Genomic DNA, 14,142 nt, shown 5'->3' on the forward strand with positions numbered 1-14,142 from the left:
ACTGTGAAACACAATGTCAGGACAGGGGAGTTCACCATGCGCCGCACCATCGCCGACATTTCCGCCGCCATCGCCCTTGTGGGTTTTTCCTGGGTCGTTCTGGTGTGGGGATCGGTTCTTTCCGCGCCCGCCATCGTCTAGTCTCGCGGCTGACTCGGGGGCGCGCTGAACGGCGCGCCTTCTCCCGCGCCGAAAGAGGCTCACCACGCCATGCCCACCACCGGTCAGCCCGCCTTCATCCATCTGCGAACGCGCTCGCCGTACTCGTTGCTGGAGGGGGCGATCAAGATCAAGGACATGGCCTCGCTCTGCGCCGAATACGCCATGCCGGCGGTGGCGCTGACCGACAGCAACAATCTCTTCGGCGCACTGGAATTCTCCGAGACCATGGCCGGGTCGGGCATTCAGCCTATCGTTGGCTGCACGCTCTCGCTCGCGGTCTTCGAAGGCCGGCCCGGCGAGCGCATCGAACCGGACGGAACGATTGTCCTCCTCGCCCAGAGCGAGGCCGGCTACCGCAATCTCATGGCGCTTTCGAGCGCCGCCTTCCTCGATGTCGGCCCGACCGACATGCCCCACATCACGGTCGAACGGTTGACACTGCACGGCGAGGGCCTGATCGCGCTGACCGGCGGTCCGGACGGCGTGCTGAACCGGCTCATCGTCAATGGCCGCACGGGCGACGCCGATCAGTTTCTGTCCACGCTTCAGGCGATTTTCGGCGACCGGCTCTATGTCGAGCTGCAGCGTCATGGCCGCCGCGAGGAGCTCGAGGCCGAACACTGGCTGGTCGAACAGGCCTATGCCCGCGACCTGCCGCTCGTTGCCACCAACGAAGCCTATTTCCCCGACCCGTCCATGCATGCCGCGCATGACGCGCTCCTGTGCATTTCGGAAGGCAGTTATCTCTCCGTCGAGGATCGCCGGCGCGTCACGCCGGACCACCATTTCGCCACCGCGGAAGAGATGGTCTCACGTTTCGAGGATCTGCCAGAAGCGCTCGATAACACGATCGAGATCGCGCGGCGCTGCGCTTTCCGCCCGGTAACTTCGCCGCCGCTTCTGCCGCGTTTCGAGACGGCCGGCGGCCGCGACGAGGCCGACGAGCTGGCCGCGCGGGCCCATGAAGGTCTGACCGAGCGGCTGAAAACGATCGAACCGGCGGCGCCGGAAGCGGAATACCGCGAACGGCTCGATTACGAGATCGGCGTGATCCGCCAGATGGGCTTTCCGGGCTATTTCCTGATCGTCTCGGACTTCATCCAGTGGGCGAAGGCGCGTGACATTCCCGTTGGCCCGGGCCGGGGGTCCGGTGCCGGCTCCGTGGTCGCCTGGGCGCTGACCATCACCGACCTCGACCCGCTGCGCTTCGGCCTGCTGTTCGAGCGCTTCCTCAATCCCGAACGCGTCTCGATGCCGGACTTCGACATCGACTTCTGCCAGGAGCGCCGGGGCGAGGTGATCCGCTATGTGCAGGAGCGCTACGGCTCCGACCATGTCGCCCAGATCATCACTTTCGGCACGCTGCAGGCGCGCGCCGTCGTGCGCGATGTCGGCCGCGTGCTGCAGCTGCCGCTCGGCCTCGTCGACCGCATCGCCAAGCTCGTCCCCGCCAACCCGGCCAATCCGGTGACGCTGTCGCAGGCGATCGAGGGCGAGCCCAAGCTGCAGCAGATGCGCGACGACGACCCCGCCGTTGCCAAACTGCTGGAGACCGCGCTCCGGCTCGAAGGTCTCTACCGCAACGCCTCGACCCATGCCGCCGGCGTGGTGATCGGTGATCGCAGCCTCGTCGAACTGACGCCGCTCTATCGCGACCCGCGGTCCGACATCCCCGCCACCCAGTTCAACATGAAATGGGTCGAGCCGGCGGGCCTGGTGAAGTTCGACTTCCTCGGCCTCAAGACGCTCACCGTCATTGCCCGCGCGCTGAAATATATCGAATTGCAGGGCGAGGAGGTGCCGGACCTCGATGCCGACGGCTTTGCCGACCCGCGTGTCTACGAGATGCTCGGCACCGGGGCGTCGATCGGTGTGTTCCAGCTGGAATCCACCGGCATGCGCGACACGCTGAAGAAGATGAAGCCCGACCAGATCGAGGATCTGATCGCGCTCATCTCGCTCTACCGTCCCGGTCCGATGAAGAATATCGACGTCTATGTCGACCGGAAATTCGGCCGCGCCAAGGTCGACTATCTTCACCCGAAGCTGCAGGACGTCCTGTCCGAAACCTATGGCGTGATCATCTATCAGGAACAGGTGATGCAGATCGCCCAGATCCTGTCCGGTTACTCGCTCGGCGAAGCCGACCTCCTGCGCCGCGCCATGGGCAAGAAGAAGAAGGAGGAGATGGACCGCCAGCGCGTGCGCTTCATTGAAGGAGCGGTCGAACGCGAGGTCAGCGAGGGCAAGGCGGCCCACATTTTCGAACTCGTCAACGAGTTCGCCGGCTACGGTTTCAACAAGTCGCACGCTGCGGCCTATGCCGCGATCGCCTACCGCACCGCCTGGCTGAAAACGCACCGCCCCGTGGAATTCCTCGCTGCACTGATGAGCCTCGACCGCAGCAATGTCGACAAGCTGGCCCTGTTCTTCCAGGAAGCGCGCAAGATCGGGGTCACCGTCCTGCCTCCCGACGTGAATGCCAGCCAGGCCGATTTCTCGGTCGAGAACGGTTCTGTTCGCTATGCCCTCGGCGCGATCCGTAACGTTTCGCTCGCCGCGATGGAGCATCTCGTCGAGATCCGCAGGTCGGGCGGTCCGTTCCGGGACCTTTACGATTTTGCCGAACGCGTCGATCCCAAGCTCGTCAACAAGCGCACCATGGAAAACCTCGCCCGTGCCGGGGCATTCGACAGTCTTGAACCGGACCGGGCGAAGGCCTTCGCCGCCGCGCCGGTGCTCATGTCACTGTCGAATACGGCGCTCGAGCAGCGCGAGAGCGCGCAGTCGAGCCTGTTCGGCGGTGCCGCGCCGAGCGATGGCGGGCTGGCGCATCCGCCAATGCCCGAATGCGATCCCTGGATTGCGACCGAGCGGCTCGACAACGAGCTGGCTGCGGTGGGCTTTTTCCTGTCCGGCCATCCGCTCGACGACCAGACCGACGCGCTCGCCGCGCGCGGCGTGGTGCTCTACGCCGATGCCCAGGCGCGCGTCGCGGAGGGGGCCTCGGCGCTGCGCATGGCCGGCGTTGTCCGCCGCCGCCAGGAACGCGTGTCGAGCAAGTCCGGCGAGCGGTTTGCCTTCGTGACCCTGTCGGACCCGACCGGCGAGTTCGAAATCCTCGTTCCGCCCGAAACCCTCCGGCATGCGCGCGACGCGCTCGAGGCCGGGGCGTCGGTCATCGTGACCACACGCGTTGACAGCCGCGACGAGGAGCTACGCTTCTTTGCCGACAGCGTGGAAACGCTTGATGCCGCGCCGATGGCGGCCGGCATGCGAATCCGCTTGTCGCCGGAAGCCCTCGAGGGCGTGCGCATCCGGCTGGAGCGCGCGGCCGCGCGTGCTGGCGGGGAGGGCGGGGAGGTTCACCTTGTTCTTCCGGTCGCCCATGGGCGCGAGGCTGAATTGAAACTGCCTCGGCGCATGCCCTGCGATGCCGTTGTGCAGGCTGCGATCAAGGCTGTGCGCGGCGTGGAGAGCGTCGAACTCGTCTGACCGGTTTCCTAAAGCCGGTGGCGCGGGGCAGGGCGTGGCGAGCGTGACTGCGGGCGGGAGCCGCGTCGCGCTTGCGTTTTCACCCATCCCGCGTATAAGCCCGCTCCATCACGCACGTGGAACACGGACGTTTCGGGGAGACATCCCGTTCGCCCATTCCGGTGTTCCGGTCCATTCGGTCCGGGACCCTGTTCCACGGAGGCCAACCGGAGAAGGATAAACGACGATGGCACTCCCTGATTTCAGCATGCGCCAACTGCTTGAGGCTGGCGCTCACTTCGGTCACCAGACGCACCGCTGGAACCCGAAGATGCGCGACTACATCTTTGGTCAGCGCTCCGGCATCCACATCATCGACCTGTCGCAGACGGTTCCGCTTCTGCACCAGGCGCTCGTCCAGATCCGCGAAGTCGCGGCCAAGGGCGGCCGCGTCCTGTTCGTCGGCACGAAGCGTCAGGCGTCCGACCCGGTCGCGACGGCGGCCAAGCGCTGCGCGCAGTATTATGTGAACCACCGCTGGCTCGGCGGCACGCTGACCAACTGGCGCACCATCTCTTACTCGATCGCGCGGCTGCGCGAACTGGAATCGCTCCTTGAGGGCGACAATCCGGAACAGTCGGGTTTCACCAAGAAAGAGCTGCTGAACCTGAACCGCGAGCGCGAAAAGCTCGAACTCTCGCTCGGTGGCATCAAGGATATGGGCGGCATTCCCGATCTGATGTTCGTGATCGACACCAACAAGGAAGCGATCGCGATCCTGGAGGCCCGCAAGCTGAACATCCCGGTCGTTGCGATCGTGGATACCAATTGCGACCCGGACGCCGTCACTTTCCCGATCCCGGGCAATGATGACGCGGCCCGCGCGCTGTCGCTGTATTGCGATCTGGTCGCGGACGCCGTCCTCGATGGTATCTCGCAGGGCGCCGTCAACATGGGCGTGGATCTCGGCGAGTCGGAAAACCCGGTCGAACCGGCACTGACCGCCGAGGATGCGGGTGAAGCCGAGATGGTCGAAGCCGACGCCGAAGCCGAAACCAAGTCCGAGAATGCCGACGCGTAAGTGTCACATGGGCGGGCGATAAGGCTCGCTGCGTCAAACCGATTCAACGGGGCCACGTCTGCCAACCGGGCAGGCGTGGCCTCCGCACAGACAGAGAAAACAGGAGAACACCGATGGCTGAGATCACGGCGGCCCTCGTCAAGGAACTGCGCGAGCGCACCGGCGCGGGCATGATGGACTGCAAGAAGGCGCTGACCGAAACCGGCGGCGACCTCGATGCGGCGATCGACTGGCTGCGGACCAAGGGCCTGTCGAAGGCAGCGAAGAAGTCCGACCGCGTGGCTTCCGAAGGCCTCGTCGGCGTGGCGGTGTCGTCCGACGGCAAGACCGGCGCGACAATCGAGCTGAACTCGGAAACCGACTTCGTGGCACGCAACGACACCTTCAAGGCGGCGGTGGCGGACCTCGCCGCGCTGGCCCTGACCGAGGGCGGCGATGTCGAGGCGCTCAAAGCGGCGAAGACAAAGGACGGTACGGTCGTTGCCGATCACCTGACCAATCTGATCGCGACGATCGGCGAAAACATGACGCTGCGCCGCGCGGCCGTCCTGTCGGTGTCCGAAGGTGTCGTGGCCAGCTACATCCACAATGCCTCGGGCGACAATGTCGGCCGTCTCGGCGTTCTGGTGGCGCTGGAATCCTCCGGCGACCAGGCCAAGCTCGCCGATCTCGGCCGCAAGATCGCGATGCATGTCGCGGCGGCATCGCCGGCTCCGGCCCTGTCGGTCTCGACCGAGGAGCTTGATCCGGAAGCGATTGCCAAGGAACGTGAAGTGTTCGCCGCCCAGGCGCGCGAGTCCGGCAAGCCGGAAAACATCATCGAGAAGATGGTCGAGGGCCGTCTGCGCAAGTTCTACGAGGAAGTCGTGCTGCTGAAGCAGGTCTTCGTCATGAACCCGGACCAGACGATCGAGCAGCTTCTGAAGGACTCCGAAGCCAGTGTCGGCGGTCCGGTGAAGATCACGGCCTTCGTCCGCCTTGCCCTCGGTGAAGGCGTCGAGAAAGCGCCGGAGACCGATTTCGCGGCGGAAGTCGCCTCGATGGCCGGCAAGAAGTAAAACGACAGCGATACCGCGCCGGGGCGTTTCCGCCCCGGCGCGCTTCGTCTAGTGTCAGCGCCGTGACCGATTCCAGCTCCCCCACCGACCCCGAAGTCGCCAAACCCGTCTACAAGCGGGTGCTTTTGAAGATTTCGGGCGAAGCCCTGATGGGCGGCCAGCAATACGGAATCGAGATGGACACGGCCGAGCGCGTCGCGCGCGAAGTGTCCGCGGCCGTGACGTCGGGCGTCGAGGTCTGCCTCGTCATCGGCGGCGGCAACATCTTCCGCGGCCTGTCCGCGGCGGCCAAGGGCATGGACCGGGCCGCGGCCGACTATATGGGCATGCTCGCCACGGTGATGAATGCGCTGGCGATGCAGACCGCGCTGGAACGCATCGGCGTTCCGACCCGGGTGCAGTCGGCCATCCCGATGACCACGATCTGCGAACCCTATATCCGGCGCCGGGCGATCCGGCACATGGAAAAGGGCCGCGTCGTGATCTTCGCGGCGGGCACCGGCAATCCGTTCTTCACGACCGATACCGCTGCGGCTCTGCGCGCGGCGGAAATGGGCTGCGATGCGCTGTTCAAGGGCACGCAGGTCGACGGCGTGTATTCCGACGATCCGCGCAAGAATCCTGATGCAGAGCGTTATGACACGCTCGACTATCTTGAAGTGCTTGCGCGCGACCTGAAGGTGATGGACGCGGCGGCGGTCACGCTGATGCGCGAAAATGCCATTCCGATCGTCGTCTTCAACATTCATGACAAGGGCGGTCTCGCACGCGTTCTGGCCGGACAGGGCCGCGCGACGGTGATCGGCAAGCGGCCGGAACTGCCGGCCGGCTAGAAATCGAACGGGGAGGTTCGCTATGAGCGGCGATAAGTTCGACAAGAAAGACCTGAAGCGCCGGATGGAAGGCGCCGTCGACGCCTTGAAGAAGGAATTCGGCGGATTGCGCACCGGGCGGGCCAGCGCGGCGCTGCTCGATCCCATCCGGGTCGAGGCCTATGGTTCACCGACACCGATCAGCCAGGTCGGCACCGTATCCGTGCCCGAGCCGCGCATGGTCACCATCCAGGTGTGGGACAAGAATCTCGCTCCGGCGGTGGAAAAGGCGATCCGCAATTCCGCACTGGGCATCAACCCGGTCGTTGAAGGCACGATGATCCGGATTCCGATCCCGCCGCTGAACGAGGAGCGGCGCGCCGAACTGGCCAAGGCAGCCGGCGGCTATGCCGAAAACGCCCGCGTCGCCGTGCGCAATGTGCGCCGCGACGGCATGGAGCAGCTGAAGAAGGCGGAAAAGGATGGCCTGATCAGCGAGGACGAGCACAAGTCGGAATCGGTCGACGTCCAGAAGATGACCGACGAAACAATCGCATCGATCGACGCGGCGCTGAAGCACAAGCAAGAAGAGATCATGCAGGTCTAGACAGACCGCATGCGGGGAGGATTCCCGTGACCGACACTGGTCGGACAGAGGACGGCCCCCGCCATATCGCCATCATCATGGACGGGAACGGCCGGTGGGCGAAGGCGCGCGGCCGCCCGCGGGCCTTTGGCCACCAGCAGGGGGTCGAGGCCGTGCGCGCTGTCGTCCGTTCCGGAGCGGATCTCGGCGTGCCCTGCCTGACCCTGTTCGGATTCTCGACCGAGAATTGGAGCCGCCCGGCCGAAGAGGTCGAGGCGCTGTTCGGCTTGCTCCGGCGTTTCGTCGATGCCGATCTTGAGAGCCTGGCCGATGACGGCGTGCGGATCCGCATTCTCGGCCGGCGCGACGGGCTCAGCGACGATCTGGTCGAGATCATTGACCGGGCCGAAACCCGGACCGCGCACAACTCACGCTTCTTTCTCAACATCGCCTTCAATTATGGCGGCCGCGACGAGATCGTCCGCGCCGTCCGACAGATCGCCGCCGAAGCGGTTCGCGGCGACCTGCCGGCGGATGCGATCGACGAGCGCATCTTTGCCGCGCATCTCGACTCCGCCGACCTGCCCGATCCCGACCTCGTGATCCGGACCAGCGGCGAGCAGCGCCTGTCGAACTTCCTGCTGTGGCAGGCGGCCTATGCCGAGCTCGTCTTCCTCGACGTGCTCTGGCCCGATTTCGGGCGTGAGCATCTGGAGGGCGCGATCGGCGAGTTCCGCCGGCGCCGCCGCCGCTTCGGGGGCGTCGATGACCGCTGAGACCGTGCCCGGGCGCCCGCCGCGCCGCCGCGACCCGGCCCTGGTGCCGCGCATAGTCTCGGCGCTGGTTCTCGGACCGATCTCGGTCTTTCTTCTCTGGCGCGGAGAGACCGCCTTTACCGCCTATGTCGCTGCCTTCGCCGCAGCGATGGCGTGGGAATGGCTGCGCATGGCCCAACCCGATGCACCGACGCGCAGCTATGCCATCGCCTCGGTCTCGGCGGCCGGGGCGATCCTGTTTGCCGGGCAGGTCGATCTGTTCTGGGCCGTGGCCTGGCCGCTCGCCGGCGCCATCGGCCTGACCTTCCCCGGCGACGCCCCTGCCGCGCGGCGCTGGCGCGGCCCGTTCGGCCTGCTTTACGTCGCAGCGTCTGCGGGCCTGTTGGTGATCCTGCGCAATGAGGAGGGCGGTCTGCTTGCCGTCGCCTTCCTGCTGTCGGTCGTGTGGGCGGCCGACATCGCGGCCTATCTCGTCGGCACCTGGCTCGGCGGTCCGAAACTGTGGCCCAAGGCCAGCCCGAACAAGACCTGGACCGGGTTCGTCGCCGGGATCGCAGCCGGTTGCGGTGCGGGGGCGGGCTTTGCCGCAGCGACCGGAACCGTGATGGCGCCGCTGGTACTTCTGGCCGGACTGCTCGCCGTGGCCTCGGTCGCGGGCGATCTGGCCATGTCGCTGTTCAAGCGCCGCTTCGGCGTCAAGGACAGCGGTCAGATCATTCCTGGTCATGGTGGCGTGCTGGACCGGGTCGACGCGCTGATGCTCGCCGTCATCGTGGCGGGCCTCGCCCGACTTGTCCTGCCGGGGATCTGGCCATGAGCGCGCGCCGCATCTCCATTCTTGGCGCGACCGGCTCGGTCGGACTGGCGACGCTCGATCTTGTTGGCCGCGCAGAACCGGGCCGGTACGAGATCGTTGCCCTGACCGCGAATTCGAACGCTGAGGCGCTCGCCGAACTCGCAAGGCGCTACCGGCCGGAGATTGCCGTCATTGCCGATCCGTCCAAGGCTGCGGCACTGAAGGACGCGCTGGCGGGAACCGGTATCGCATCCGCCTCGGGTCCTGAAGCCCTCGTCGAGGCCGCCTCCCGCGACGCCGACTGGGTCATGGCCGCGATCGTCGGCGCGGCGGGGCTGGCTCCGACATTGGCGGCGTTGGCTCCGGGCCGGGTGGTCGCTCTGGCCAACAAGGAATGTCTTGTCTGTTCCGGTGATCTCTTCATGACCCGCGCGCGCGACGTCGGCGCGACCGTCCTGCCGGTCGATTCGGAACACAATGCCCTGTTTCAGGCGCTCGACGACGATCACCGCGGCTATGTCGACTCCGTCACGCTCACGGCTTCGGGTGGCCCGTTCCGGACCTGGTCGCTGGACGAGATGGCGCGCGCGACCCGCAAGGACGCGCTGGCGCATCCGGTCTGGTCGATGGGCGCGAAAATCTCGATCGATTCCGCAACCCTGATGAACAAGGGGCTGGAAGTGATCGAGGCGTGCCGCCTGTTCGATCTGCGCTCGGAACAGGTGAAGGTCGTCGTCCACCCGCAATCCATCATCCACGGCCTCGTCGAATACTCAGACGGCAGCGTGCTGGCACAACTCGGCGCGCCCGACATGCGCATTCCGATCGCCTCGGCGCTGGCCTGGCCAGAGCGCATGCGCACGCCGGCCGAGCGGCTGGATCTGGCGCGTATCGCGAAGCTGGATTTCGAAAAGCCCGATGAGGCGCGCTTCCCGGCGCTCGCGCTGGCGCGTACGGCGCTGATGCACGGGGAGGGGATGACCTCGGCCCTGAATGCCGCCAACGAGATCGCCGTCGAGACCTTTCTGAACGATCATATCGGCTTTCTTGACATGATCGCAGTGGTTTCGGACTCTCTGGACGAAGTGGACGGGGCTGAAACGCTTCCCAAACGCTTTGCGGATATAGACGAGGCGATCGCGACCGATCTGCGCACGCGCGATGTGGCGCGCGGGGTCGTCAAACGTCTGACCGCGAAGCGCGCATAGGAGTGACGATGGCGGAAATCTTTCAGTTCGGCGCCGTGACGGCGATCGCCTTCGTCTTCGTGATCGGGCTGGTCATCGTGATTCACGAGCTGGGCCACCTCTATGCCGGCCGCATGTGCGGCGTGCATGCCGAAGTCTTCTCCTTCGGCTTCGGGCCGACCCTGTTCGCGGTGCGAGACCGGAAGGGCACGATCTGGCGTGTCGCCGCCCTGCCGCTCGGCGGCTATGTGAAATTCCTCGGCGATGCGAATGCGGCGAGCGCTCCGGATCAGGAGGCGCTGGCGAAGCTGCGCGCCGAGATCGGGCCCGACGCGGAGCGCTGCTTTCATTTCAAGCCGGTCTGGCAACGCGCCTTCATCACGGCGGCGGGTCCGATCGCGAACTTCATCCTGGCGATCGTGATTTTCACATTCCTCGCGATGTCGATCGGGGCCAGCGGACATCCGCCGATCGTCGCCGGAGTACAGGACGGCTCGCCTGCCGAAGCAGCCGGATTCGAGCCCGGCGACCGGGTCGTGAGCATTGACGGCCAGGACATCCGCTTCTTCAACCAGATCACGGCCGAACTCTTCTATCGTCCTGGCGAGCCAGTAATCTTTCTTGTCGACCGCGACGGACGGCAGATCGAGATCGAGGTTGCCTCGCGCCTTCAAACTGTCACGGACCGTTATGGCGGCGAACGTCAGATCGCCCAGGTCGGTCTCGAGCGGACCAATGAGGTGATTTACGTTCGCTATGGACCCGTCGAAGCGCTCGGCGCTGGCCTGTCACAGGTCTGGTCGGTCGTCGCTTCGACTGGCAACTACATAGGCCGCGTCGTTACAGGGCGGGCATCTCCGGAATTGCTGAACGGTCCGATCGGCATTGTCACGGCGGCGGGCCAGTTGGCCAATTCCAGCCTCGAATCCGGTGAGACCACGTCGGAGAGCCTCCGAACCGTCACGCTGAACCTGATCGGGCTCGCCGGAATCCTGTCCATCGGACTGGGTCTGGTGAACCTTCTGCCGATCCCGATACTCGACGGCGGCCATCTGGTCTATTACGCATACGAAGCCGTCGCGCGGCGTCCGATGAGTGCAAAAATGCAGGAAATCGGCTTCCGCGTGGGGCTTGCACTCGTCCTCGGGATGATGCTTGTAGCGACCTGGAATGATCTGAATTACGCGCGGACGGTTTTCTTCTGATCGCGCCAATCCGACGGCGGACCCCGAATGGTACCGAGTTTCCTTCGTAAAGCATGCATGGCCCTTGTGCTGGCCGCTCCGCTGGCGGCTCCGGCCGTGGCGCAGGACCAGGTCGAGCCTCAGGCTCCGGCTGCGCCCCAGGTGCAGCAGCAAGTGCCCGTCCGGCAGATCCTCGTCGAGGGCAATCAGCGCGTCGAGGCGGATACCGTCATATCCTACCTGCTGATCCAGCCGGGCCAGGTCGCCGATGCGCGCTCGGTCAACCTGTCGATCCAGACCCTGTTCGCCACCGGCCTGTTCTCGGACGTGCGAATCGAGGATCGCGGCGGCATCGTCGTCGTCTATGTCGCGGAAAACCCGATCATCAACCGCGTCATTCTCGAGGGGAACAGCACGCTCGACGACGAACGCATCGGCGAGGAAATCCAGGCCCAGCCGCGCGCGATCTTCACGCGCGCCCGCGTGCAGGCCGACGTGCAGCGCATCATCGAGGTCTATCGCCGGTCCGGCCGGTTCGCCGCGCAGGTCACCCCGCGCATCGCGGAATTGCCGCAGAACCGCGTCGATCTGATTTTCGAAATCTCCGAAGGTCCCGTGACCGGGATCCGGCGCATCAACTTCATTGGCAACCAGCGCTACCCGGACCGCCGCCTGCGCGGCGAACTGGTGACCGAGGAATCACGTTGGTGGCGCTTCTTCTCGTCGAATGACAATTACGACCCGGATCGCCTCGAATATGATCGCGAGCTGCTGCGCCAGTTCTACCAGAACGAAGGCTATGCCGACTTCCGCGTCGTATCGGCCGTCGCCGAACTGACGCCGGACCAGGAGGATTTCTACGTCACCTTCACCGTGGATGAGGGCGACGTCTACACCTTCGGCGACATCACGGTGAACAGCCAGTTGCCGGACATTTCGGAGGAATTCCTGCAGGGCGTTCTGCCGCTGCAATCGGGCGAGTTGTATCGCGCCGACGCGATCGAGGAAGCCGTCGATGCGCTGACCTTTGCGACCGGTTCGTCGGGTTATGCCTTCGTGACCATCCGTCCGCGCCTTGACCGGGACCGCGACAGCCGCACCGTGAACGTCGAATTCGTCATCGACGAAGGCCCGCGCGTTTACATCGACCGCATCGACGTGGTCGGGAATACACGGACGCTCGACTATGTGATCCGCCGCGAGATGGAACTCGTTGAGGGCGATGCCTTCAACCGCGTCCTGATCGACCGCTCGCGCGCCCGTATCCGCCGCCTCGGCTTCTTCGAGGAAGTGGAAATCGTCGAGGCGCAGGGCAATTCTCCCGACCGCGCCAATTTGTCCGTTCAGGTTACCGAACAGCCGACCGGCGAACTGGCATTTGGTGCCGGTTTCTCCTCGACCGACTCATTCCTGATCGATTTGTCGATCTCCGAGCGCAACCTGCGTGGCCGGGGACAATTCCTGCGCTTGCGCATCTCGGCGTCCTCTCGCCGCCAGCAGGTCGACATCCGCTTTACCGAGCCGCGCTTCCTGGGCCGGAACATGGCGGCCGGTTTCGACCTCTTCCAGGTCCGGTCGGACTTCGCCCGAGAGGCGAACTTCCAGACCGAATCGACCGGCTTCAGTCTTCGCGCCGGCTTCCCGGTGACCCGTTCCTCGGAACTGGGTCTGACCTATACGCTGCGCAATGATGACGTTCAGGTGTTCGCCGGTGCCAACACCGCGCTGCGCTCGCAGGCCGGTGAACGCATCACGTCCGTGGCGGGTTACACGCTGCGGTGGGACCGCACGAACGACCCGATCGAACCGACGCGCGGATTTAGGGCGGAATTCACTCAATCTTTCGCCGGATTTGGCGGAGATGTTCGCTATGTCCGCACAGAGGCTGTGGGCTCGGTCTATCGCGGCATCTGGGAGGATGTGGTTGCGTCATTCACCTTCTCGTCGGGCTTCGTTCTCGGATGGGGCGGCGACGACGTCCGCATCAACGACCGCTTCTTCAAGGGCGGCAACTCCTTCCGCGGCTTCGAAACCGCCGGTGTCGGTCCGCGTGTCGTGGTGCGCGATGCAACAACCGGCGCGCTGCGCGCGGGTGACGCGCTCGGCGGCCGCCTCTATGCGATCGGCACTCTGGAAGTTACATTCCCGCTCGGCCTGCCCGAGGAGTACGGGGTCAGCGCCAGCGCCTTTACCGACTTCGGTACGGTGGGTCTGCTCGACGAAGAGAGCAGCATCGATGAAGTCACCGGCGCGGCTTTCACCGTCGACGAACTGGCACCGCGGGTCTCCGCAGGCGTCAGCGTCTTCTGGGACTCGCCCTTCGGTCCGATCCGCTTCGATATTGCGGAGGCCCTCGTGAACGAGGACTACGACCGCACCGAATTCTTCCGCTTCAGCACACGTACAGGATTCTGATCACATGAAAGTTCAACACCTCCCCGCCCTGATCGTTGCGTTGACCGCGGCGCTCATCGCGATGGCTGCGCCGGCCAACGCGCAGACCAACATCCTCATCATGAACGAGGAACGCATTGTTGCGGACAGCCAGGTGGGTCAGCACATCGCGACCCGCATGCAGGCGATCCGCGCCGAAATGGATGGCGAGCTTCAGGCTCTCCTGACGCCGATCCAGGAAGAAAGCGACCGTCTGAACGCCGAAACCGCGTCGCTGACGCCGGAAGCGATCCAGGCCCGTCCGGACCTGATGCAGCGCATCCAGACGCTCAACGCCCAGGCCCAGCAGGCGGAAGCCCTGCGTCAGCGCCTCGCCCAGGAATTGCAGGCGACCCAGCGCCAGGCCATGCGCCCGGTTCTGGAAGCGCTTCAGGCGGTTCTGCAGGAAGTCGTCGCCGAGCGTGGCGCGCAGATCCTGATCGACCGCAGCGCGGTGGTTTATGCCGATCCGGCAATCGACATCTCCGACTCGGTGATCGAGCGTCTGAACCAGCGCCTGCCGACGACCGCGGTGAACCGCGTGCGTCTGCCGCAAGGCGAACAGCAACCGGCTCAGCAGTAATCAGTCGGGT

General features: G+C 65.2%; 11 protein-coding genes. All 11 read left to right on the forward strand.

What is annotated here, in order from left to right:
- Positions 1-210 precede the first annotated feature (210 nt).
- On the forward strand, positions 211-3,657 hold the full coding sequence (dnaE, locus tag ACFOOR_RS00225) for a DNA polymerase III subunit alpha (RefSeq protein WP_343163761.1): 3,447 nt from the start codon (positions 211-213) through the stop codon (positions 3,655-3,657).
- Positions 3,658-3,883: 226 nt separating this feature from the next.
- Positions 3,884-4,717 carry a 30S ribosomal protein S2 gene (rpsB, locus tag ACFOOR_RS00230; protein ID WP_343163760.1) on the forward strand — a complete coding sequence of 278 codons (834 nt, stop codon included), beginning with the start codon at positions 3,884-3,886 and terminating at the stop codon, positions 4,715-4,717.
- A 113-nt stretch (positions 4,718-4,830) separates the two neighbouring features.
- Positions 4,831-5,775, forward strand: coding sequence for a translation elongation factor Ts (gene tsf / locus ACFOOR_RS00235; protein ID WP_343163759.1), 945 nt, complete (start codon positions 4,831-4,833; stop codon positions 5,773-5,775).
- A 62-nt stretch (positions 5,776-5,837) separates the two neighbouring features.
- Entirely contained in the window at positions 5,838-6,608 is a 771-nt protein-coding gene (pyrH, locus tag ACFOOR_RS00240) for a UMP kinase (RefSeq protein WP_343163758.1), read from the forward strand.
- Positions 6,609-6,630: 22 nt separating this feature from the next.
- On the forward strand, positions 6,631-7,194 hold the full coding sequence (gene frr / locus ACFOOR_RS00245; RefSeq protein WP_343163757.1) for a ribosome recycling factor: 564 nt from the start codon (positions 6,631-6,633) through the stop codon (positions 7,192-7,194).
- 26 nt (positions 7,195-7,220) lie between these two features.
- The gene (locus ACFOOR_RS00250) at positions 7,221-7,949 is read left to right on the forward strand and encodes an isoprenyl transferase (protein WP_343163756.1); all 729 of its coding nucleotides are present in this window, start codon (positions 7,221-7,223) and stop codon (positions 7,947-7,949) included.
- Positions 7,939-8,766: a phosphatidate cytidylyltransferase gene (locus ACFOOR_RS00255; RefSeq protein ID WP_343163755.1), complete on the forward strand. Its 828-nt coding sequence runs from the start codon at positions 7,939-7,941 to the stop codon at positions 8,764-8,766. Before ACFOOR_RS00250 ends, ACFOOR_RS00255 begins: the two co-directional genes overlap by 11 nt.
- A complete protein-coding gene (dxr, locus tag ACFOOR_RS00260; protein ID WP_343163754.1) occupies positions 8,763-9,953 on the forward strand; it encodes a 1-deoxy-D-xylulose-5-phosphate reductoisomerase in 1,191 nt (396 codons plus the stop codon). The genes ACFOOR_RS00255 and dxr overlap by 4 nt, the downstream gene beginning before the upstream one ends.
- Before the next feature lie 8 nt (positions 9,954-9,961).
- Positions 9,962-11,137 (forward strand): M50 family metallopeptidase, encoded by a 1,176-nt coding sequence (locus tag ACFOOR_RS00265; protein ID WP_343163753.1) that lies wholly within the window; start codon positions 9,962-9,964, stop codon positions 11,135-11,137.
- Positions 11,138-11,194: 57 nt separating this feature from the next.
- On the forward strand, positions 11,195-13,531 hold the full coding sequence (bamA, locus tag ACFOOR_RS00270; RefSeq protein WP_343163752.1) for an outer membrane protein assembly factor BamA: 2,337 nt from the start codon (positions 11,195-11,197) through the stop codon (positions 13,529-13,531).
- 4 nt (positions 13,532-13,535) lie between these two features.
- The gene (locus ACFOOR_RS00275) at positions 13,536-14,132 is read left to right on the forward strand and encodes an OmpH family outer membrane protein (RefSeq protein WP_343163751.1); all 597 of its coding nucleotides are present in this window, start codon (positions 13,536-13,538) and stop codon (positions 14,130-14,132) included.
- Positions 14,133-14,142 lie beyond the last annotated feature (10 nt).

It is taken from the genome of Hyphobacterium vulgare (assembly GCF_042643335.1).
Classification (GTDB): Bacteria; Pseudomonadota; Alphaproteobacteria; order Caulobacterales; family Maricaulaceae; genus Hyphobacterium; species Hyphobacterium vulgare.

What these genes read in the sequence shown, in the direction of transcription:
- dnaE (WP_343163761.1), top strand. Translation starts at nt 211, where the DNA reads ATGCCCACCACCGGTCAGCCCGCCTTCATCCATCTGCGAACGCGCTCG.
- rpsB (WP_343163760.1), top strand. Translation starts at nt 3,884, where the DNA reads ATGGCACTCCCTGATTTCAGCATGCGCCAACTGCTTGAGGCTGGCGCT.
- tsf (WP_343163759.1), top strand. Translation starts at nt 4,831, where the DNA reads ATGGCTGAGATCACGGCGGCCCTCGTCAAGGAACTGCGCGAGCGCACC.
- frr (WP_343163757.1), top strand. Translation starts at nt 6,631, where the DNA reads ATGAGCGGCGATAAGTTCGACAAGAAAGACCTGAAGCGCCGGATGGAA.
- ACFOOR_RS00255 (WP_343163755.1), top strand. Translation starts at nt 7,939, where the DNA reads ATGACCGCTGAGACCGTGCCCGGGCGCCCGCCGCGCCGCCGCGACCCG.
- dxr (WP_343163754.1), top strand. Translation starts at nt 8,763, where the DNA reads ATGAGCGCGCGCCGCATCTCCATTCTTGGCGCGACCGGCTCGGTCGGA.
- ACFOOR_RS00265 (WP_343163753.1), top strand. Translation starts at nt 9,962, where the DNA reads ATGGCGGAAATCTTTCAGTTCGGCGCCGTGACGGCGATCGCCTTCGTC.
- bamA (WP_343163752.1), top strand. Translation starts at nt 11,195, where the DNA reads ATGGCCCTTGTGCTGGCCGCTCCGCTGGCGGCTCCGGCCGTGGCGCAG.
- ACFOOR_RS00275 (WP_343163751.1), top strand. Translation starts at nt 13,536, where the DNA reads ATGAAAGTTCAACACCTCCCCGCCCTGATCGTTGCGTTGACCGCGGCG.